Below are 22,148 nucleotides of genomic sequence, written 5' to 3'. Positions count from 1 at the left end.
TTTCTATTTAATAGATTGAAGTGCATTTCCTCTTGCTAAATTTACAAGTTTTTCTAATTCATTAACATCAGTAATACCTGTAGTTTTTGCTTTTTCATTTAATTTTCTTTCTAATTCTTCTGGATTAATACTATTTGTATGTAAATCTAAAAGAGTTTTAGGATTAAAATCATTTGAATTAAGTTTATTTTCTTGTTTAATAGGTTCTGTTTTATCAATTAAAAAATCTTTATAATCTTCATTTATTTTATTAAATGCTTCTTTTTTTGATAAAGATTTATAATTATCAGTACTCATTAAATTTTTAATTAAATTTACTTTTTTAGTATCTTTAATATTTGAAAATAATTGTTGCTCTTCAAAACTATTAATTTTATTTTCATATTCTTTTATTTTAGTTTCATATTCAGTTAATTTAGGTTCTAATTCTTTTTTAAGAAATTCATCTTTTGCTTGAGCATATACAACATTTCTTTGTTGTTTTAAAGTTTCTTGTAATTCTTCAAAAGAATAAGTTTCTTTTTTTTCTTTAACTTCAAAATTAGACATAAAAATACTCCCTTGTTTAATAATCGCTTTTTTGATAATCCCTTGTAACTTATGTTAAAAATAACATAATCGCTTTATTAAATTATATCATTTTTACCCTTTAAAATAAAGAAAAAAACCTATATTTATTATAGGTTTCTAATCATTATTTTCTATTTTTCTAGGTTCAGAAATATTAATAATTATATTACTTTGTGTGTTATTATCTTCTTCATTAATATCAATTTCATTTGGATAACTAACTTGTCAATGTTTATAAATTAATTCTGGTTTTACTAATGATTTTTCTAACATATGAGTTGAAATTATTGCTCTTGCATTATCATAATCTTTAATAAAATTTTTACGTCATGGATTGCTTCTACGTCGGCAATCATAAACAAATTTTCTATCAATTCCAAGTGCATTATTTAATCCTTGTGGTGTTAATATAACTTTCTTGGTTCTTAAATAATTATCAATTTGAGTTTTATAATTAACACTTAATTTTTCACCATATTTTTTCTCTTTTTCTGGCATATTATCACCTTATTTTAAAACATATATATTTAATTATATCATTTTACAATTATCATATTTCCAAACTTTTTTTCTAAAATTACTATAATAAAAATCATAAATTAAGAAAGGAAATAATATTATGAATTTTCTTAATAATGAACTTAATTATGATGAACTTGATAATCAAATTAAAAATAATGGTTTAAATTATTTCACAAATTTATTAAAAGCATATGATGATTTTTGACATCAAAATATATATGATAAAACTAAATATAAATATGTTAAAACAGCAAAAAGAAGTCCAAATACTCAATATGGTAAAATAAATAATTTTTATCGTAGAGGTTATTTAATATTAGAAACTAATAAATATTATTATCCTTTAGATGATTATATAAAACTTAAAAAAAGAAAAAGAACACTTACTAGTTTAGAACATACAATAATAAAAAATTCAGGTAATGGTAAAAGACAATCTGATGTACAAGATATAATAAAAAATACTAATTTTTCTAAAACATATATGACTAATGTAATGAAAAATGCAGTAATAAATGTTGAAAAAGTAACAGAAAAAAAGATAGTATTACCAACTGAAAAATTATTTGTAAATATGGATGATTGTTTTATTAGTTCATTATTTAATAATAAAAAACAAAAAAATCGTATTCGTACAATTAGTGCAAATAAAGGAAAAGATTTAGAAAAATCTACTAAAAGTAGAAATGTTTTAAAAGATAAAAAAATTACTTATATGAAAACTAAAAATGGTCAAAGAATTAAAAAACAAGAATTTATTAATAAAATTTATGAATTTCTTGATTTACAATATATTTATAATAAAAGTAGTTTAGTATTTATTGGTGATGGTGCGCCTTGAATTAAAACTTCTGCTAAAAATGAAAATATTCCTTATGTAATTGATAGACATCATGCATTTAAAGCACTTAAAAAAGGATTTATTTTTAATAGAAAAATAGATAATAAAAAATTAACAAATGCATATGATTTATTTGTTAATGGTGAATATTATCAATTATTAGATTTTTTAAAAGAAAATAAAGTTGATGAACAAATATATAAATATTTTAAAAATAATAAAGAAGGAGTTATAAATCAAAAAGAAAATTGAAATCAAGGTGTTTGTGCTGAAAGTGATGTTTCACATTTAGTTAAATCTTTAAAAGGATATGGTGCTAAAATTTATAATGATAAAGTACTTGATAATATGCTTATCATTAATTCAGCAAGAATTAATAAATTAAATCTTTTACTTTAAATTGTTAAAAATTTAATAAATCTTAAACCTAAATAGTTAGGAATTTTAGTTTTAAAATAATTAAAATCTATACACTAAAAAACTTGTAAAATAATATAAAATAGTATATAATGTAAATACAATTAAATAATTTAATGTTGTCTTTTATTTAAAGAAAATTAAATTATAACTATTAACTTTACTCACCCTGTCTGGGCGTATAAAGTTAATGGTTATGTTTAATAAAAACTTAAATGAGAGATAATACTCTCATTTTTTAATTGTTAAAAAATTATAATTAATTATTTTATTAAACCAGCACTTTATTAAAGTAATTAATTATTACATAACTAAATAAAAAAATTATTTAGGCTATTGTGCTGGAATATTCCAATAGTAATTTTTGTGTTGCTCTTTGAAAATTTCAAAAATTTTGGTTCCCTTCCCCTAGAACCCCTACCCTCCAAGGCTTTGCTACCTACAGTAGCATAAGCCTTACGTATAGTAATAAGTAGTTATTAGTATATAAGCCTTTTATCACTGTAGGTGATAAGGCTTATACATAGAAAGGATAACGTAATGATTAATGTTAATTTAGATATTAAAAATAAAATTAAAGAAACAACTAAAGGTATGTTATTAGAAATTGGTGAATATGAAACATGATTTCCTATTAAAGATACTATTATTGATGAAAAAAATAAAAAAATAGCATTAAAAATAATTGAAGATTTTTATTATAAATTAGGTAAAAAATCAATAACAAAAGATATTGAAAGTGTTAAAGGTAGTGATATTTTAAAATATATTAAAAATATTCCAAATATTACTAGAAATGAAAATGAATTAATATCTTGTGAATTTTATGAACAATATAATGGTTATTATATTTTTAAAAATGATAAAAATCAAGAATGTTTTAAATATAACATTACATGAGAACAAGATATGAAAAGTTTTAAAATCAATAATCCATATAAACATAATGATTTAGCAATAAATTATATTATTACACCAATGAAAAATATAGAAACTCATAATGAAAAAATATTTTATTTAAAGTATTAAAGGAAATTAAATATGTTATTAAATGTTGAAAAAATAGAATTAATAAAAAAAATATGTAATGAAAAATTATTAAAAAATAAAAAATATATTGAAATACAAGAAATATTAAAAATTATAGAAAGGGATAAATAATTATGGAATGTAGAGAATATAGAATTAAAGGTTCATGTGATATTTGTCATAAAAATTCATCATATGGGAATAGAACTTGTAATAAATGTTTTTATAAATTAATGAGTGATAATAATGATTAAAAATACACCATTAGAATATATTAATGACAGAATTAATCAACATAAAGAAAATATTAAAGAGTATAAAGAAGAAATTGAAAAATTACAAAATTTTATTAAAGTAAATGAAATTACAATGACTGAATTAGAAATAATAAAAGATATTTTACAAAAAGGAGAAAAAATATAATGAATTTTAATCAAAATCAAAAACAAATGAGTGATATAGTAATGAAAAAAGATATGGAAAAGTTATTAGAAAACTTAAAAAATAAAATAGGAACTATTGCATTTAATAATATTGACGAAGAATTACACTATATAAATTTAATAATAAATAGAATGTCAGAATATATTTATTCATTAGAACAAGAAATAATTAGAAAAAATCAAATAATAAAAGATAAATTGGAATTTAAAAATGAAATGTAATATACATAATGAAAAATATATTTGATTTTCTGAATTACATGGAATTGATAATAATTATTATTGTAATAAATGTATTAATGACATGATTGAAGAAGATATGTATTTAACATCAAATAATTGAGATTACTTATATGAATATTATATTAATGAATTACAATTAGAAAATTTTAAAGGAGTGTAATAAATAATGAAAAATAAAAGTTTTCAAGAAATAACAAATAATTTACAACAATTTTTTCAAGATATTGAAAATGGTATATATGGTGAAAGTATTAAAAATGCTTTTAAAAAAGAAAGTAGTGAATAATAATGTCACCTAAAAATATATCTAAAAAAGAATTATTAAATAAAATATTAATAATTAGATTTAGAGAATTAGAATTTCAAAACTTAAAAGATTTTTGTAAAGAAAAAGATATAACTGTATCTGAATTTGTAAGAAATTTAATTAAAAATGCAATTAAAAAAAATAAAAAATAGAAAGAGTGATTATAATGAATAATTTATATAAAAAAATACTTAAATTACAATTAGAAATTGGTAGTACACCTAAAAATGGTTTTAATAAATTTGGAAATTATAAATATTGATTATTAAGTGATATTTTTAATAAATTTAAATTATTATGTAAAGAATTAAATATTGTTATTACACATGAAGATATATTAACAACAGATAGAAAAATAAATTATTTAGATACTAAAGAAGTAGAAATAACTTATTTTAAAAGATATACAATTATTGATTTAGATAATGATAAAGAAATTAAATATTTTGATATACTTGCTTGTGCTAAAAATACAGATATAGCAAAAGCAAAAGGTAGTGCAGAAACTTATGCTTATAGATATTTCTTAATGAATTTACTTTTATTAAGTGAAGATGAACTTGACCCAGATAATGATAATGTTAATTTAATACAAAATAATAATAAATATCAAAATAATTACGTTAATAATATAAAAGCATCTAATGAAAAATGAGAACCAAGTGAAAAACAATTAGATTATTTTGAAAAATATATGATTACAAATACAGTTTTATTTGATGAATGTATAAGAGAAGATATGGAAAGATTAAATCCAAATAATAATAAAGATTTTTTAATATTAATGGGTGAAAATTATTTAAAAATTTTATTTGATAAATTTAAAGAAATTCGTGAAAGATTTAAAAATTTAAAAAATAATAATAAAAATGAGTATAGAAATTATGAATAATTATTTACTTTCAATTGACCCAAGTATTAAAAATACTGGATTTACTTTATGAGAAAAAACAAAAAGAATTAGTGAATGTGAAGTTAATTATAATGAAATAGAATACATATACAAATGAAAACCAATATTTGTTAATAGTTATAGTTTTAAAAATATAGATGTACATAGTGGTATGCAAATTTTTATAATTAATATGATTAGGAAAACAGAAATAATAACTTATAATGAATTAGATTTAATTATTGAACGCGGTACTTTTAATTCAAAAAATGGAATTGGTTATGAAACACAAGAACATTTACGTGGTTTTATTGCTGGACAATTTAATAAATTATTAACAAAAAATATGTTAATAAGTCCTTCTTCATGAAAGAAATGATATATAGATAATAATATTACTAATATTTCTTTAAAAAATTGAAATAAAAAAATAAGTGAAGATATATGTTTTTATTTAAATGAAAAATATGAATGAAATATAAAAATATCAAATCATGATGAAGCAGATAGTTTATTAATTGGTTGATATTATTTAAATAAGGAGTAAATAATGAAAATAGAATTTGAAATGGATATTTTTACAAAAAATGCAATTATCGAATCATCAGAAAATTTAAAAAAATTAAAACAATTAAATATATCAATTAATTTATGTAATTGTAAAAAGGAAGATAATTAATGCAAAAACAAGAAAAAGTATTACTAAAATGTATTGTTAAAGATTGTAATAATAAAGTATTAGTTACTTTAAAAAATTTAGATTTAGAAGATACTACAATTCAATTTTTTAAAATGTGTAAAAAACATAAATTAGATTTTAATAATAAAATAAAAGAAATTAAAGAATATTATAAAAATAATTAAATTAAATTTTAAAAAAATTATATTTTCACATTTTAAAATTTTTATGTATATAATTAAATTGTTAAAAACTTAATGAAAATATTTTTATTTAAATAGATAAAATAAAAAGAAGAGCCTTTCTAATTCGTTGAAATTAGAGTAGTTTTTTCTTTTTTTGTTTTTAACACATATTTATTAATGAAAGGAAATATTTATAATGAAATATTTTAATCCAAGTTATTGATTTAAATTATGAGTATTAAGTGCACCATTATTTAATTCTGAAAATCAAGGTATATATGCTAAGTCAATTGATAATAATCAAAAGATTAAAGATTGAGCTAGCAAAAATATTACTAGTGTAGAATTAAATTCTACAAAAAATCATCAAACACATTTAGATATCAAACCATGAAGTAGTAATTTAAACCCAGTTGAATTTGAAGCAATTCCACACAAACATCGCAATGAAAAAAGCAGAAATATAGTTAAAAGAAGTCTAAATAATAAGAAAAATGAAATTGATTACAGTTTTTGAGCAGGTGGAAAATTTTATTGTGAATTTACACCAGAATTTTGAGAAGAAATTATAAAAGATTATTATATTAATTCTGAATGTAGTAATGATTATTATATAGCTAATCATTTTTCAGATAGGTTTAAGGATAAAATATATTTTATGTATAATAATAATAATTTTGAATTAGATTGAAGAGTTAGTTGAAATGATATTGAAAAAATTGGATTTCAAACTCATTTGTCTTTTTCATCAATTAATAATAATTTTAAGGATAGTAGTAAAAAAAATCGAATAAAAATTAATTTCGATAAGGATAATCAAGAGGTATGAGAAATATATACATATATAGGTTCTGAAGTAGATAGTAATGATCAAAATTCTTATCCAAATAAATATCTTGATAATTTACAAAGAGATTTTCCTGATTGAAATAAAGATATAAATATTTATTTAGGAGTGATTATGGATAATAATAACAATAACATTATTGGAGCACTTAAACAGAAATACCCTAATTTTAATGCCAATAATATTTCTATTGTAAAAAAAACTGATTATTCGCATTTTAGTTCAACTTATTCAATGAAACTGTTTAGTATTATCACTAAAGATTATTCTTATGGTGAGTTAAAACCAATATTTAATTATATAACTCAAACTAAAATTAATGAATTAAATAATTTTATAGCAAACGATTCAAAAGTTATACAATGACTAGAACACATTAATGATTATAATCAAAATTTACCAACAAAAATTGAAATTTTGAAAACATATACTGAAAGTCAAAAATGAAATGCTAAAAATACAGAAAAAGAAATAATTAAAGGTTATATTAGAGATTGAAATTATATTTCAAACTTAATAGAACACGACTGAAAATTAGAAGAATTAAACAAAAATGTACAAGGATTAAAAGATAGTTTTGAAAATTTAAAAAATGAAATTAATGAATTAGATAAAAGAGTTAAAGACTTACAAAATATATCAAAATGTAATGGTATAGGACTTGCTACCAGTGGTGTTGGTACTGTTATTAGTGTTGCTGGTACTGTTGGAACTTCTGTTCCTGTAATTGGCAATATTATTAATGGAGTAGCAACAATTGGTAGAGGAGTATGTTCCATTGCTGCTGTATAATTTACTAAATCTATTAATTATAAACAAAAAGTTACCAATTAAGGTAACTTTTTAATTAGGTGCCAACCTAACAACAATATAAGTTTGAGAACTTTTATTTCATATACTTACATAAGTAAGTAATCTTATTATACATTATTTAAGATTGTGGGGGAATATTATTTTCAAAAGAATGCAAAAAATAGAGAAGCAACTATTATCATTAAAACTACTATAGATATTATAGTAACAGAAATTAGAAAAAAATTATTATTAAAAAGTTTAGTAGTAAATTTGTCTTTTTCTATTTCATGAATTGTAACATTTTTTTTTGTATCCATCATTTACTCCTTTATTATTTAATAATATTATATTATCATAATTATCTTGAATTTAGTACTATTTTATATATATTTGCTTTAATACTATTAATATATATGCTAGCGTATGCTTTATCATTTTCACCAATTTTACCTGTAATATATCACATATCTTCGATTTTACCTATGGTTGTTTGTAAATAAAAATTTCATTTAAGATAGTTATTAACTATACAAAAACCTAATAATTGATTATTTTCATATTTTATGTTTCAACCACCAACATTACCATTATCATTTATAGTAAAATTATAACCATTTAAATGGTAATCAGTATCAGTTCTTCCATACATATATGATATCCCGCTTTCTCTTTCAAGTTGTACCGTAGTACCTTGTTTATTATGATTTCAATGATAAATATGATTTCCATTACGTGGTGGTATATCTCTAAAAATTAAATCTTTTAATTGAATTTCTTTAAAACCAACATCTTTTTTTGGATTTAAAAATTTTTCTTCTATGTAAAAATCAGTATACAAAGTTGATGTTATAGTTGGAATTGAATTATTATGGATTGCTTTTTCGGTTTTAATATCATAATCATAATATATAGTTATACTCTTATAATAACGTTTTAAATCATTAAAAGTATTAATTAATAATGTTGGGTCTAATAATGATTTTAAATCAACTTCATAATTAACTTGTTTACTTTTATTTACTTGTCATCAATTTTCAGTATTATCTTTTACTGGTATTGAACTTGTATCTGTTAAAGGTAAATTATTTGCTGTCATATCAATTTTTAAATCCGGAATAATAACGATTGATTTTGCTATATTTTGTGGACTTGGTGGTAATATTTTTGCTGGATAACTAAATGTTGTTTCTTCACTTTCTTCATATTCATCATGATTTAATTTATATAAAGTAGTTCAATTAAAAGCATTACCAGTTAAATAACCCATATTATTATAACGAAATTGAGCAACTGATATTTCATTATAATCACCTTGATAAGTAAATGGATTATCACTATAAAATGTATGTCTTTCTTCTCCTTGATGTAAACTTTGTGTAACAATTGTATCAATAATATAAGCATAATTTGAACCGTCAATTACTCCATTTGATGTAGGATTTCATTGACAATCTTTATCTTCATTTGTAAATGGTGAAGCAATATCTAAAAATTCAGTATCTTCTGCTAAAATATAAACTTTATTATTTTTCTTTTGTGATAAATCAACTGTACTTATTTGTTCTTTAGTTTCTAATTTCTTACCAGAACTAGGGTCTCATGGATAAACACTTACTCTATCACTTAATTTCATTGTCATAGCAGTTGTTGAAACATTTGCACCTAATAATTTACCAATAGTAAAATCATTATCATTTGTAAATACATTTAAAGGAATTAAACCACCATTACCAATAATACTTTCTAAATTACTTGTAAAAAATGCACTCATAAAACCATTAAAATATAACATTTTTTTATATTGTTGAAAATTTTGAGTAATAACTCAACTACTTCAAATACCTAATGTTAAAGCATTTAATAATTTACCAATTAAAGGAATATCACTTAAAGCAAAAGGTAATCATTGATTTGAATCATAAGGCATTTGTATTAAAGGACTAAATACAACTGAATTAAAATTTAATATTGCTGACATATATTTTTGACTTATTTTTGAATAATCTACAGTTGGTGAACCAATAATTAATCCAGATTCTGGGTCTTTATATTTAAAATTACTACTCATATCTACATTATAATTACCAGAAATATTATTTATATTTCATTCACTATCTCAAAAAAACTTAGCATTACCAATATCTTCAGCATTACTTAATCTTGCTTTATCTTTATCAAAAGATAACATACCTTTAAAATCTTTTGTTACAAATAAATTATCTTGAAAATTTAATGAAGTTTTTAATCATTCTGTAAAATTTTTAAAATTAGTAAATCCAGTAGGTTTTGCATCCATAATATTATAAAATGTAGTTTCTGGATGACTACTTGTTGTTATTTTATCATTTATACCAGCAAGTAAACCACCATTATTTTTAATATTAGTTGTAGATTTTTCATTATTACCAGCAATAAATAATCTTCTTGAAGAAAATACTTTACTTTCAAATATTTCTTCATTATTTTGTTGAATAGGTTCTTGACCTTGAATAATAGGTCTTCCATAATAATAACAACTTGATAATAATTCTAATCCATAACTTTGTCTATGAGAATATCTTACTCCTATATCACGCATTAAAGTACGATTTAATGTTACTTTTCCTTGTTGAATAGTAGGAAAAGCATAACCACTACCCGAGCTTGCATATTGTACAAAATCAAGTGTATTTTGACCACTACTTATTACTCTATCATTTAAACTACTAAAAGTTAATACTTGCATACTAAATGCACCATTATAAGGACTATAATAATTTGTTACATTTGAAATATATAATAATTGTCTATCTTGATTTTTACCTGTATTACCACCAATATTTTCATTTTCATCATTAAATACACAAAAGAATTGTAAATAATCATCAATTGTAATATGTTCTTCAAACATAACTAAAGTATATTGTCTTTTAGTTTGTACAGTTTTAAATATTTGATTATTTGGTAAATTACTAAAATCAACTCCACTTGTATCATCAATTAAATAAGCATTTCAATAATCACCAATTTTATATTGTTTTGTATAAAATTCATCTTGACCTTTCGCTTTATGAGTATTTGGGTCAATTTTACCTTTATTTTTTTGATATATTTTTGTACTATTTTTTCAAATACATACAACTGGAGTATTACCAGTTAATATTAATTCATATTGACCAAAATCACTTATTTTACTATTAATTGGTTTATAACCAGTTTCAGTTAAAGGTATTGCACCATTATTTATAATAAATGGAAATATTTTTCAATGTGATTGTCTTTTAATTAATATTTGTTGCATTTTTAATCTCATGTGAGCGTGTTTCATTAATTGTATTTGTTGGTGTCTGCTCATTATTATTACCTCCTAAATCTTTATTTAATTTTTGATTTTCATTAATAATATTTTCTAATTTATTTTCAGCCATAAGTTGGTCAATATTATCATATTCACCAATTGCTTCAGTTATTGTCATTGTGCCATTATTTAATCTTGAATTAATAATTTGGTCTTGTATTATTTGGTCAGTCATTGCTATAGGAATAAATTTAAAACTATAAGGTTTTTCACCAATACCATTTCATAAATTTTCACTAATAAGTAATAAATCAAATATACGATAAAAATAAGCACTATAAAATGCTATTTTTATTTCTGTTGTTTCCATATCAAATTTATTATTAAACATTGATTGTGTTTTATTAGTATAAACATCATTACCATGTTCATCATAATCATAACCAGCACCATTAAATATGGCTTTAGCAGTACCATTATAATCTAATCAATATTCATTAAATTTTGGGTCACCTTGAATAATTTGCATACCACCATTACCATTTTTATCATAACCAGCACTACCAACATTCACAAACATATCTTTTTTAGGATTTTCTACAATATTACCATTTTCTTGCATTTCTTTAACTGTTTCATTATCTAAAGCAGCAAATAAAGTAGTAACATTTAATTCTCTTTCTAATCTTTTTTGTCTAATTACACGATTTAAATCTCAAATTAAATCTCATACTGGTGTACAATCTGGATAAGCATTTAAAGTTGTAGCATTACCATATAAATTAATAATTGGTAAATTAGTTATTTCAAAAATAGGTATATAATTAAATGGATTTTTAATTTCATAAATTTTTAAAGGAGTAATATTTGGTTTTAATTTTGTTCTTGTAGAACCTAAAATAATATCTTTATTATTATCTTTATATGTTTCATATTTAACTTTTCCATTTTGTATTGTTACTCATGTTAAAGTTGCACTATCTGCTTGTTCATTAATAAAATAAAATTCTGCTGATTGTTCTTGTTCATTATATTTAGCAACTCTACCACAAAAACTATTAGGTAATATTTTAAGTGATTTACTATTATCTTCATTAACTATAATCATAATAAATACTTTACCCATTAAACTATTTTGTAAACCAAATTTATAAAATTTTTCTAATCATTTATCTTTTAAATTCATTTCATTAAGATAATCTAATATTTCTTTTTTACTTGAATTAAATAAAAAACCTTTACCTAATCATAATTTAGTTGATTTTTGAGCAATAATCATAGGTATATCAATATATCAATTACTTTTATCACAACTTAAATATTCCATTGTATTTATCATAATTCATCACCATTAAATTTATTTTTATTAATTAATAATTTATTATTAATACCATTAATTAATCATTTCATTTCATGCATTAAAGCATACATATCACTATCTCAAGTATCATCATGTAAATCTAACATTTTTGGAGTATTATTATTACTATCTAATTTCTTTTTATCTAATCATTGCATTAAACTATATTGTCTTTTAGTTTCTGGACATCTTTCTCAATTAAAACTAATAATATTTTTAAGCATACAAATTGTTGTAAAATCAATTCTATCATTTAAATATAATGTTGATTTATCTACTGCTATAAATTTTAATCATGTTATATTACGTTTTTTAACTCAACTTTTTAAAACATCAATAAATACTAATCCACCATTACCATAATCAACATAACAAGTAAAACCAAATAACATTGCTATATAACGTTTACTTTCATTTAAATAATAATTAATAATATCATTTGCTAAAGTATCAGTATCTTTATATTGCATTGTTACATTTGAATGATAAAATTCACTTTCTTTATGTGCTCTTCTACCAATATTATTTTTACCAATAAATCATAATGAAGCAGCAGTTGGATGACCACTTGAACTTGTTGCCATACCTATATCTAAACCACCAGTTATTTTAGAAACTTGAAAATCTAATGTAGTATTTACTTTATCTAAATATCTTGCAAATATAGCACCAGTAAGAATACTAGGTACCCCATAATATCAACTTTGTGCTTTAATAGGGTCTAATATTTTTAATTCTTCTAAATCATTAATCATATCTAATGTCAAATTATGAGAATTTACTTTTCAATTTGAATAATGAAATAATTTAAATATATTATTATCAAAAATTGATTTAATTTGTTCATTTTTAGACTTCATTATTTCTAAATTAAAAGGTACAATTTTATTCATATATTCAATAAAATATTGATAAATATTATCTGGATTACAACTTTTTATTTTTATTCTTTTTTTAGCATTACCTAATGCAAATGTTATTGCTTGAAATTCTTGTTGACTAAATTCATTGGCTTCTTCACATCATTCAATGGCTAAATCAAAACCTTTTATTTCACTACGAGAAAGGCCTTTTAAAGGGATTCTATCATTACTATTACTATATACACCCATAACTCTAATAAATGATTTACTACCTTTAAAACGAAAATCTGCTTGTTTATTTGGATATTTTAAAGTAAAATCTTTATAATCATTTAATCCAATTGTTATTAAAGCATTATAAATTTCTTTAACTAAATCATTAATATCTTTATTTAATTTTCTAAAACAATATACAGCAATTGATTTATTAACTTTAATTGAAATTGCAATTAATATTGCTAATTCTTCTGCAATACTATATGTTTTACTTGAATATCTACTTCCACTTAAATTATATTCACTATGAGTAAAATCACTTTTATTTAATAATCAATAACTAATTTCATGTAAATAAGTAAATTCTTTATTCATAATATTATTCCTGTAATTCTTCTAATTTTAAAAGTTGACCATATCTTGTAGGGTCACTAACAATAGCAATAGTATCATTTTGCATTTGTAAAGAAATCATTATTCTATCATTAACTTTATCTCAATCCAAAGTTTGAACATCAGTATTTAACTCACCATATAAAAATTCTTTACAAATAAAAGCAAATTTTTTACTACTTGATTGACTTTCAAAATTATAATAAATTTTATATTTAGTATTTGATTTAAAATCATATTTAATATGATTTATATTAACTTTTGTTCCTACTTCTTTTCATTGTGGAATACTTGGAATTGGTTGTATCTTATTATCAACATATCTTTTATTTACAGCATCTTGTGCTTGTATAGGGTCTGCTATATCAACCATTCTAGTATTATTTAAAGTAATAATTCTTTTTTCTTTAGGTTGTATTATATTTGGACTATTTTGGTCTATTTCTCATAATGATTCACTACCACCACCAGTAGCACTAATTTTATTATTTTCATCAATAGTAATATTTTCACCAGCAGTTAATTTATCTTGTTTAATATTTACTTTATCATCAACATATTGTTTTGTAGTTGCATCGCTTGGTGATGTAGGAGTTCCAAGACTAGTAATTTGCTTATTAGACATACTTAAATAGCCACCACCATCATATTTACCACTAGAACCAATACTATTTTTTCAAATAAAAACTGTTTCACTTTTATTTTGTTTTTTATCTATTTCATTTTGTATTTTATTACTAATATCTGCATTTACAGTATGATTAGATTCATAATATTTAATATCTATAGTTTCTTTGGGACTTTTAAAATCTGGTATAGTAGTACTTGTATTAATACCAGTAGTATCAATATTAACAATTGGTCTTAACATATTTTGTGGATGAATAATAGTAATTTTAGTTCTAGAATCTAATGATTTTATATTATTATAAGGTATGTATGCATTTAAAGGACTATCTTCACCACAATTTGAAATAAATTTATTAAATCAATTATTTTTTTGTGGTTCTATACCTTTTAAATTAAAACCTTTAATATTTGGATATTCTTTAATTTTTCTTAAACAATTAAATACTTCTGGTGGTATAAAATAAGGGTCATCTGGATTAGTTTCACTATAAGTTAATCCACCTTGACTAATTGAACCTTGACCACGTAAATAATCTACATCTTTAGTTAATAAAAATCTAACATAATGAGTAGTTGCTGTTTGAATATTATCAGTAAAATCAGTTGGTGTTATTTCTGGTCATTTTTTTGAAATAGTAAAACCACTTAAGTAATCAATATTACTACTTGCTACAGATATTGCAAATCAAATTTCATTATCTGGAGTAGTAACTTTATCAAATAATAATTCATTAAAATATTTAGATGATTTAAATTCTTCAACTGTTATAAATAAAATTGGGTCTTTAATAGCCATAATAATTTACTCCTTAATGTAAAATAAAGGGTATTTAAACCCTTTAAATTCCAACTTTAGTTGCTTTTTTCTTATCTTTTTCTGATAATTCTTTTTTAGAAGCTCTTTGACTAATAATAGTATTTTTAAATACTTCATCTTTTTCATTATCATTATTAAAACTATCTAAAGATTTAGCAATTGATGTAGTTTCTAATTGTAATTGAGAATTTATTTGTTTAATATTTGATTTAATAAATTCAATTTCTTTATCTCTTTTTAATTCTTTTGATATTTTATTTTGTTTTGATTTTTTAATTAATTTACTAGATAAAGCTAATCCTCCTGATATAGTTATTCCAGTAGCTACTGCTCCACATATTACTGAAATTCATTCTATTGAAAAATTCATTTTTTATTCCTCCAATTGTATTTTATTTGAATGTTGTTTACATAATTGACATTCTTTTTTATGTTTTTTAATTTCTTTATATTGATATATTAAATAAGGACTTGTAATAATAATTGGTATAGTTATTAATATATATTTAATTAATTTTCCATAATTACCTAATTTAGTAATAATATTTAAACTAATATGACCAAACATAGGAAATAAAGTTAATATTAAATGGTCAGGTCAAGTAAAATTATATTGATTTGTATAATTTCCTATTCCCATTGATATTGGTATTTTAGGTATTAATCAAGGTGTTATTGTAAAAAATAATGTTATAAACATACCAAGACTATGACTAGTTATTTTTAAAATATTTGATATTAAAATTTTAATTTTATCTATATGAGTACTATTTTTATTAAATCAAATTTTATTTAATCTTTTATATTCTTTATTATCTTTACTTAATGGATTAATAGTATTTCATATACCAATTGGTTTAATTGGTTTATCTAATTCAATAATAATTATCACCTACTTTCATGTTTTATAAAAATTAGAATTTCTTTTAATTTTTATATATTTATTTGTATGTAAAGAATTTTTTAATAATTGTTTTCTTTCATATCTTCATTGATTACTTCCTATTTCATTTTTAGATAAAGTTTTATATTCTTTTAATTTAAAAAAACCTTTTTCTAATCTATTAATAAAATGCATAGTTTTTTGTACATTAATATTATTTGGATAAATTACACTAGTATCTTGTGAACCATAATATTTACCTTTTTTTGCTAATTCACTTTTAACATATTTTCTTAATTGACTTGGTAATCATTTTCTATTTCAAAATTTTCAAAATATAGTTCCAGCACCAGTACCATTTTTACCTTTAGCTTGTGTCATTAATATTCATATTTCTTGTGGAAATGCTGGATAAGTATAAGGACCATATCATATTTGTCTTTTATCATTATCACTTTGAAATAATGTTGTTAAAGTTCCAATTTTTAAATTTTTATTATCAATAATAAATCTTCCTTTTTTAAATCATGAACTTGATAATACTTCTCATGCATTATCTGGTATTTCTTCTTCATTATCTTTAAATAAATTATTTACTTTATTTACATAATTTTTAACAGTTCTAATTTCTGTTGACATAATAGATTTTTTAAAACTATTTACTGGATTTTTAAATTTATTAATTTCATTTTGTAATATAGATAATTCACTAGGTTTTAATATACTTATTAATTTTTTAAGTATATTTGGATTAAAAACACTATATGGTTGATGTATTTCTTTTTCACTAATATTTTCATTTTCAAATACTGCTTTTAATGATTGATTTTTATAATATTGTTTTAAAGCATTTATTAATGCTAATTTAATATCATTACTAGCTAAAGCATAATATATTCATTCAATAATTAAAGGTAACATTATAATCTCATGTGATTATAATCTCATGTTAATGGTACTTCACTCATATTATCACTACCATATTGACTATTTGTTTCACTATTAATTGAAAATCTATTATCATTATTAATTAAATGTGCTATTTCATTTGTAAATGAAGTTTCTTGCATTTCTGTATTATTATGATTAGTTTCCATTGGTAATAAATTATGAATAATTTCACTTGCACCAGCAACTATTGTAGGAATAGCATAAGCATTATTAAAATCATTATTAATACCCATTGCAACACCACTTGATATTAAACATCCACCAGTAGCCATATTACAAATCTTTTTTATTGCTTCAAATTTATTTGGTATTAACTCAGTTAAACCACTAATAACATTTGCTATACCATAAGCATTTAATGAAATATAAGTATCTCAATCCATTAAATTATTAGAATTATTATTAAATAAAATACTAAATAAATTATCTGGAAATGGATTAACAGTTGTTGTACTAGTAGTTGTAGTACTTAATGTTGTTGTATGTATAGGGATTATAGTAGTACTAGTTATAGGCATAGGTGTTGTAGTTGGTTCTATTGGTTCAATTATAGTGTTTATAAATTTACTATAATTGGCTAATCCAATTGTTCCTAAACCTAGTAATATTTTTTTAGAACTATTTAATAATTTAGTTTTTGCACTTGGCATTTGATTTAAATTTCATATATCTAAACCTAATTTTTTACCAAATAATAAACTATTAATTGAACCTAACACTGGATTACCTATTAATTGACCATAATAAGCAGATATACCTATCATTGCAGATAATGGACTTATTGAAGAGCGTATTATTTTTAATAAAGTATAATTATTCAATTGTGTAGTCTCAGCATGTTGTGGCATATTTATTTACTCCTTTTAATAAATTAGTAGATTTTTCAATTTTAATAACTATTTTACCTTTTAAATTAATATTATCTCCAACACAAACAGCAAAATTATCATGTACATTACTTACTCTTATATAATTAGGATTTAATGTTGAAAATTCATAAAGTAATATTGCTAATATATCTTGTGAACTATTTAAATCTTCTGGCTTTGGTGAATTTATAATAATATGTGATTTATCATTAAAATACTTATATATAAATTCCATAATTTAAGCCTTAGTAAATGTTAATTTAACTGTTCCATAATAATCAGTTTTATTACCAGTCATAGTAGCAGAAGTAGATGTTATAGCACTATATGTGGCTTTCTTAGGTGTAAATCCAACATTACCAATTTTTACTACTGCAGTATCTAATTCATCACTAGTAGGATTATCACCAGCAATAGTAATTTTTCCTAAATCTTTATAATAAATTACATCTTGTAAATCTAAAATATTCATATTATCATAATCAGTACTTTGATAAGTAGCATTAATATTAGTTGCATCAACTTTATAATTTTTTGTTCTTGCTTCTTTAATTTCATCTACTGTTGGCATTTTTTCTTGAATAATATACATTAAATTAGGTCTAATAGCACTTGGTAATGCATATAATGCTTTACCAATAATACGAATATTATCTGTAGCATTATCTAATTTATTTCTTACTTTAGTAAATGAAATAGGCATACCTCACATATATCTGTTATAAACTACTCCAAATAAATCTAATAATTTATAATCCTTTTCTAAATGCATACCAGAAACAGTATCATGTATAAAATTTTGTTCTAAATAAAAACTTTCATAAAATTCCATTCCCATAATTTGATTTGTATATCTTTTTCCAGTTGCTAAAGTATTTGCTGAAATTTGTCCATAATTTAATAATGTAAATGCTTTTGCAAGATTAAAACTACTATCAATACCACAAGCACCAGTTAAATCTACTTTATTAATACCAACTGTAATATCATCTACTTTTTTAATTAATTTATTATTTTTTTCTCCAATTGTATAATAAGCATTTAATGCTTGTTCTTTAGTCATATTATTTAAATTTAAAGGTAATACTAATGATTTAGCAATTGCATAATCTTTTGTACCTTGTAAAAATATTAATTCAAAATTTTCTCTTAAATTTCTCATAAATGAACTTGTTCAATTTGATACAATTTGTGTTGCTATATTTGCTGGTGAAGTCATAAATCTTTCAATATCAAATTCTGGAATATTGAAATCAATTGTTAATTCTTTATCAATAATTAATGTTGTTGTTTTAACTGTTCCTTTTTGTCTTTTTGTACCAGTAAATTCATCTCATGTTGAACCTCATAATACACGAACAGTTGCTCTATAAATTGCCATTGCTACACCACTAATATTTGCTATTTGGTCAGCAGTAACAGTATTTCTCATAAATAAAGTACTTAATTCAGCAGTTAATTCACCACGTACTTGTGCTTCAAGTACACTTAAAACAGCATTTTCAGTAGGAGAATTACCACCAATAATAAATGCTTTAGGTATTTGTGGAATTGCCATTTTATCCTCTTTCTATTTAATAGATTGAAGTGCATTTCCTCTTGCTAAATTTACAAGTTTTTCTAATTCATTAACATCAGTAATACCTGTAGTTTTTGCTTTTTCATTTAATTTTCTTTCTAATTCTTCTGGATTAATACTATTTGTATGTAAATCTAAAAGAGTTTTAGGATTAAAATCATTTGAATTAAGTTTATTTTCTTGTTTAATAGGTTCTGTTTTATCAATTAAAAAATCTTTATAATCTTCATTTATTTTATTAAATGCTTCTTTTTTTGATAAAGATTTATAATTATCAGTACTCATTAAATTTTTAATTAAATTTACTTTTTTAGTATCTTTAATATTTGAAAATAATTGTTGCTCTTCAAAACTATTAATTTTATTTTCATATTCTTTTATTTTAGTTTCATATTCAGTTAATTTAGGTTCTAATTCTTTTTTAAGAAATTCATCTTTTGCTTGAGCATATACAACATTTCTTTGTTGTTTTAAAGTTTCTTGTAATTCTTCAAAAGAATAAGTTTCTTTTTTTTCTTTAACTTCAAAATTAGACATAAAAATACTCCCTTGTTTAATAATCGCTTTTTTGATAATCCCTTGTAACTTATGTTAAAAATAACATAATCGCTTTATTAAATTATATCATTTTTACCCTTTAAAATAAAGAAAAAAACCTATATTTATTATAGGTTTCTAATCATTATTTTCTATTTTTCTAGGTTCAGAAATATTAATAATTATATTACTTTGTGTGTTATTATCTTCTTCATTAATATCAATTTCATTTGGATAACTAACTTGTCAATGTTTATAAATTAATTCTGGTTTTACTAATGATTTTTCTAACATATGAGTTGAAATTATTGCTCTTGCATTATCATAATCTTTAATAAAATTTTTACGTCATGGATTGCTTCTACGTCGGCAATCATAAACAAATTTTCTATCAATTCCAAGTGCATTATTTAATCCTTGTGGTGTTAATATAACTTTCTTGGTTCTTAAATAATTATCAATTTGAGTTTTATAATTAACACTTAATTTTTCACCATATTTTTTCTCTTTTTCTGGCATATTATCACCTTATTTTAAAACATATATATTTAATTATATCATTTTACAATTATCATATTTCCAAACTTTTTTTCTAAAATTACTATAATAAAAATCATAAATTAAGAAAGGAAATAATATTATGAATTTTCTTAATAATGAACTTAATTATGATGAACTTGATAATCAAATTAAAAATAATGGTTTAAATTATTTCACAAATTTATTAAAAGCATATGATGATTTTTGACATCAAAATATATATGATAAAACTAAATATAAATATGTTAAAACAGCAAAAAGAAGTCCAAATACTCAATATGGTAAAATAAATAATTTTTATCGTAGAGGTTATTTAATATTAGAAACTAATAAATATTATTATCCTTTAGATGATTATATAAAACTTAAAAAAAGAAAAAGAACACTTACTAGTTTAGAACATACAATAATAAAAAATTCAGGTAATGGTAAAAGACAATCTGATGTACAAGATATAATAAAAAATACTAATTTTTCTAAAACATATATGACTAATGTAATGAAAAATGCAGTAATAAATGTTGAAAAAGTAACAGAAAAAAAGATAGTATTACCAACTGAAAAATTATTTGTAAATATGGATGATTGTTTTATTAGTTCATTATTTAATAATAAAAAACAAAAAAATCGTATTCGTACAATTAGTGCAAATAAAGGAAAAGATTTAGAAAAATCTACTAAAAGTAGAAATGTTTTAAAAGATAAAAAAATTACTTATATGAAAACTAAAAATGGTCAAAGAATTAAAAAACAAGAATTTATTAATAAAATTTATGAATTTCTTGATTTACAATATATTTATAATAAAAGTAGTTTAGTATTTATTGGTGATGGTGCGCCTTGAATTAAAACTTCTGCTAAAAATGAAAATATTCCTTATGTAATTGATAGACATCATGCATTTAAAGCACTTAAAAAAGGATTTATTTTTAATAGAAAAATAGATAATAAAAAATTAACAAATGCATATGATTTATTTGTTAATGGTGAATATTATCAATTATTAGATTTTTTAAAAGAAAATAAAGTTGATGAACAAATATATAAATATTTTAAAAATAATAAAGAAGGAGTTATAAATCAAAAAGAAAATTGAAATCAAGGTGTTTGTGCTGAAAGTGATGTTTCACATTTAGTTAAATCTTTAAAAGGATATGGTGCTAAAATTTATAATGATAAAGTACTTGATAATATGCTTATCATTAATTCAGCAAGAATTAATAAATTAAATCTTTTACTTTAAATTGTTAAAAATTTAATAAATCTTAAACCTAAATAGTTAGGAATTTTAGTTTTAAAATAATTAAAATCTATACACTAAAAAACTTGTAAAATAATATAAAATAGTATATAATGTAAATACAATTAAATAATTTAATGTTGTCTTTTATTTAAAGAAAATTAAATTATAACTATTAACTTTACTCACCCTGTCTTGCTAAAGAGTACAATGTTACAAGAGC

Annotated in this window: 26 protein-coding genes; 12 read left to right on the top strand and 14 right to left on the bottom strand. The window is 21.2% G+C overall.

All coding sequences use genetic code 4. The features are described from left to right. Positions 1-3: 3 nt before the first annotated feature. Both AACK89_RS04390 and AACK89_RS04385 read right to left on the bottom strand, forming a co-directional pair. Positions 4-549 (bottom strand): hypothetical protein, encoded by a 546-nt coding sequence (locus tag AACK89_RS04390; protein ID WP_338977437.1) that lies wholly within the window; start codon positions 547-549, stop codon positions 4-6. Positions 550-687: 138 nt separating this feature from the next. Then, the gene (locus tag AACK89_RS04385; protein WP_338977436.1) at positions 688-1,068 is read right to left on the bottom strand and encodes a hypothetical protein; all 381 of its coding nucleotides are present in this window, start codon (positions 1,066-1,068) and stop codon (positions 688-690) included. Between the two features lie 121 nt (positions 1,069-1,189). Between AACK89_RS04385 and AACK89_RS04380 the strand changes: the two genes are divergently transcribed. From AACK89_RS04380 to AACK89_RS04330, 11 genes are all read left to right on the top strand, one after another. Then, complete coding sequence (locus AACK89_RS04380; RefSeq protein ID WP_338977434.1) at positions 1,190-2,332, top strand: Mbov_0401 family ICE element transposase-like protein; 1,143 nt, start codon at positions 1,190-1,192, stop codon at positions 2,330-2,332. 558 nt (positions 2,333-2,890) lie between these two features. After that, on the top strand, positions 2,891-3,379 hold the full coding sequence (locus AACK89_RS04375; protein WP_338977483.1) for a hypothetical protein: 489 nt from the start codon (positions 2,891-2,893) through the stop codon (positions 3,377-3,379). A gap of 246 nt (positions 3,380-3,625) precedes the next feature. Next, positions 3,626-3,802 (top strand): hypothetical protein, encoded by a 177-nt coding sequence (locus AACK89_RS04370; protein WP_338977482.1) that lies wholly within the window; start codon positions 3,626-3,628, stop codon positions 3,800-3,802. Beyond that, positions 3,802-4,044, top strand: a complete 243-nt coding sequence (locus tag AACK89_RS04365; RefSeq protein ID WP_338977480.1) for a hypothetical protein — start codon at positions 3,802-3,804, stop codon at positions 4,042-4,044. Before AACK89_RS04370 ends, AACK89_RS04365 begins: the two co-directional genes overlap by 1 nt. Continuing rightward, the gene (locus AACK89_RS04360; protein ID WP_338977477.1) at positions 4,034-4,225 is read left to right on the top strand and encodes a hypothetical protein; all 192 of its coding nucleotides are present in this window, start codon (positions 4,034-4,036) and stop codon (positions 4,223-4,225) included. The genes AACK89_RS04365 and AACK89_RS04360 overlap by 11 nt, the downstream gene beginning before the upstream one ends. Positions 4,226-4,353: 128 nt before the next feature. Continuing rightward, complete coding sequence (locus AACK89_RS04355; protein WP_338977476.1) at positions 4,354-4,524, top strand: hypothetical protein; 171 nt, start codon at positions 4,354-4,356, stop codon at positions 4,522-4,524. A gap of 14 nt (positions 4,525-4,538) precedes the next feature. Beyond that, positions 4,539-5,264, top strand: a complete 726-nt coding sequence (locus tag AACK89_RS04350) for an ERF family protein (RefSeq protein WP_338977474.1) — start codon at positions 4,539-4,541, stop codon at positions 5,262-5,264. Then, positions 5,257-5,811, top strand: coding sequence for a hypothetical protein (locus AACK89_RS04345; RefSeq protein WP_338977472.1), 555 nt, complete (start codon positions 5,257-5,259; stop codon positions 5,809-5,811). Before AACK89_RS04350 ends, AACK89_RS04345 begins: the two co-directional genes overlap by 8 nt. Positions 5,812-5,814: 3 nt before the next feature. Next, a complete protein-coding gene (locus AACK89_RS04340; RefSeq protein WP_338977469.1) occupies positions 5,815-5,943 on the top strand; it encodes a hypothetical protein in 129 nt (42 codons plus the stop codon). After that, complete coding sequence (locus AACK89_RS04335) at positions 5,943-6,128, top strand: hypothetical protein (RefSeq protein ID WP_338977466.1); 186 nt, start codon at positions 5,943-5,945, stop codon at positions 6,126-6,128. Before AACK89_RS04340 ends, AACK89_RS04335 begins: the two co-directional genes overlap by 1 nt. A gap of 196 nt (positions 6,129-6,324) precedes the next feature. Continuing rightward, complete coding sequence (locus AACK89_RS04330; RefSeq protein WP_338977464.1) at positions 6,325-7,767, top strand: hypothetical protein; 1,443 nt, start codon at positions 6,325-6,327, stop codon at positions 7,765-7,767. A 361-nt stretch (positions 7,768-8,128) separates the two neighbouring features. On the opposite strand, the gene AACK89_RS04325 is transcribed toward AACK89_RS04330, so the two are convergent. The 12 genes from AACK89_RS04325 to AACK89_RS04270 all read right to left on the bottom strand — a co-directional run bounded on the left by AACK89_RS04325 (position 8,129) and on the right by AACK89_RS04270 (position 20,664). Then, entirely contained in the window at positions 8,129-11,104 is a 2,976-nt protein-coding gene (locus AACK89_RS04325) for a hypothetical protein (RefSeq protein WP_338977462.1), read from the bottom strand. Continuing rightward, the gene (locus AACK89_RS04320; RefSeq protein ID WP_338977459.1) at positions 11,031-12,386 is read right to left on the bottom strand and encodes a hypothetical protein; all 1,356 of its coding nucleotides are present in this window, start codon (positions 12,384-12,386) and stop codon (positions 11,031-11,033) included. The genes AACK89_RS04325 and AACK89_RS04320 overlap by 74 nt, the downstream gene beginning before the upstream one ends. Further along, positions 12,380-13,861 carry a hypothetical protein gene (locus AACK89_RS04315; RefSeq protein WP_338977456.1) on the bottom strand — a complete coding sequence of 494 codons (1,482 nt, stop codon included), beginning with the start codon at positions 13,859-13,861 and terminating at the stop codon, positions 12,380-12,382. Before AACK89_RS04315 ends, AACK89_RS04320 begins: the two co-directional genes overlap by 7 nt. A 4-nt stretch (positions 13,862-13,865) precedes the next feature. Next, positions 13,866-15,305: a hypothetical protein gene (locus tag AACK89_RS04310; RefSeq protein WP_338977453.1), complete on the bottom strand. Its 1,440-nt coding sequence runs from the start codon at positions 15,303-15,305 to the stop codon at positions 13,866-13,868. Between the two features lie 43 nt (positions 15,306-15,348). Then, the gene (locus AACK89_RS04305; protein WP_338977451.1) at positions 15,349-15,696 is read right to left on the bottom strand and encodes a hypothetical protein; all 348 of its coding nucleotides are present in this window, start codon (positions 15,694-15,696) and stop codon (positions 15,349-15,351) included. Between the two features lie 3 nt (positions 15,697-15,699). Next, the gene (locus AACK89_RS04300) at positions 15,700-16,218 is read right to left on the bottom strand and encodes a hypothetical protein (RefSeq protein ID WP_338977448.1); all 519 of its coding nucleotides are present in this window, start codon (positions 16,216-16,218) and stop codon (positions 15,700-15,702) included. Further along, on the bottom strand, positions 16,219-17,130 hold the full coding sequence (locus tag AACK89_RS04295; protein ID WP_338977445.1) for a hypothetical protein: 912 nt from the start codon (positions 17,128-17,130) through the stop codon (positions 16,219-16,221). Next, a complete protein-coding gene (locus AACK89_RS04290) occupies positions 17,130-18,008 on the bottom strand; it encodes a hypothetical protein (RefSeq protein ID WP_338977444.1) in 879 nt (292 codons plus the stop codon). The genes AACK89_RS04295 and AACK89_RS04290 overlap by 1 nt, the downstream gene beginning before the upstream one ends. After that, the gene (locus AACK89_RS04285; RefSeq protein WP_338977442.1) at positions 17,974-18,264 is read right to left on the bottom strand and encodes a hypothetical protein; all 291 of its coding nucleotides are present in this window, start codon (positions 18,262-18,264) and stop codon (positions 17,974-17,976) included. Before AACK89_RS04285 ends, AACK89_RS04290 begins: the two co-directional genes overlap by 35 nt. A gap of 3 nt (positions 18,265-18,267) precedes the next feature. Beyond that, a complete protein-coding gene (locus AACK89_RS04280; RefSeq protein WP_338977439.1) occupies positions 18,268-19,587 on the bottom strand; it encodes a hypothetical protein in 1,320 nt (439 codons plus the stop codon). A gap of 12 nt (positions 19,588-19,599) precedes the next feature. Next, positions 19,600-20,145, bottom strand: coding sequence for a hypothetical protein (locus AACK89_RS04275; protein WP_338977437.1), 546 nt, complete (start codon positions 20,143-20,145; stop codon positions 19,600-19,602). 138 nt (positions 20,146-20,283) lie between these two features. Then, complete coding sequence (locus AACK89_RS04270; protein ID WP_338977436.1) at positions 20,284-20,664, bottom strand: hypothetical protein; 381 nt, start codon at positions 20,662-20,664, stop codon at positions 20,284-20,286. A gap of 121 nt (positions 20,665-20,785) precedes the next feature. On the opposite strand from AACK89_RS04270, the gene AACK89_RS04265 reads away from it, so the two are divergent. Beyond that, on the top strand, positions 20,786-21,928 hold the full coding sequence (locus AACK89_RS04265; protein ID WP_338977434.1) for an Mbov_0401 family ICE element transposase-like protein: 1,143 nt from the start codon (positions 20,786-20,788) through the stop codon (positions 21,926-21,928). The last annotated feature ends 220 nt before the right edge of the window (positions 21,929-22,148 follow it).

It is taken from the genome of Spiroplasma endosymbiont of Panzeria rudis (assembly GCF_964019705.1).
In the GTDB taxonomy this organism is placed as follows: domain Bacteria; phylum Bacillota_I; class Bacilli_A; order Mycoplasmatales; family VBWQ01; genus Spiroplasma_E; species Spiroplasma_E ixodetis_A.
This window is presented reverse-complemented; position numbering and strand designations above follow the sequence as displayed.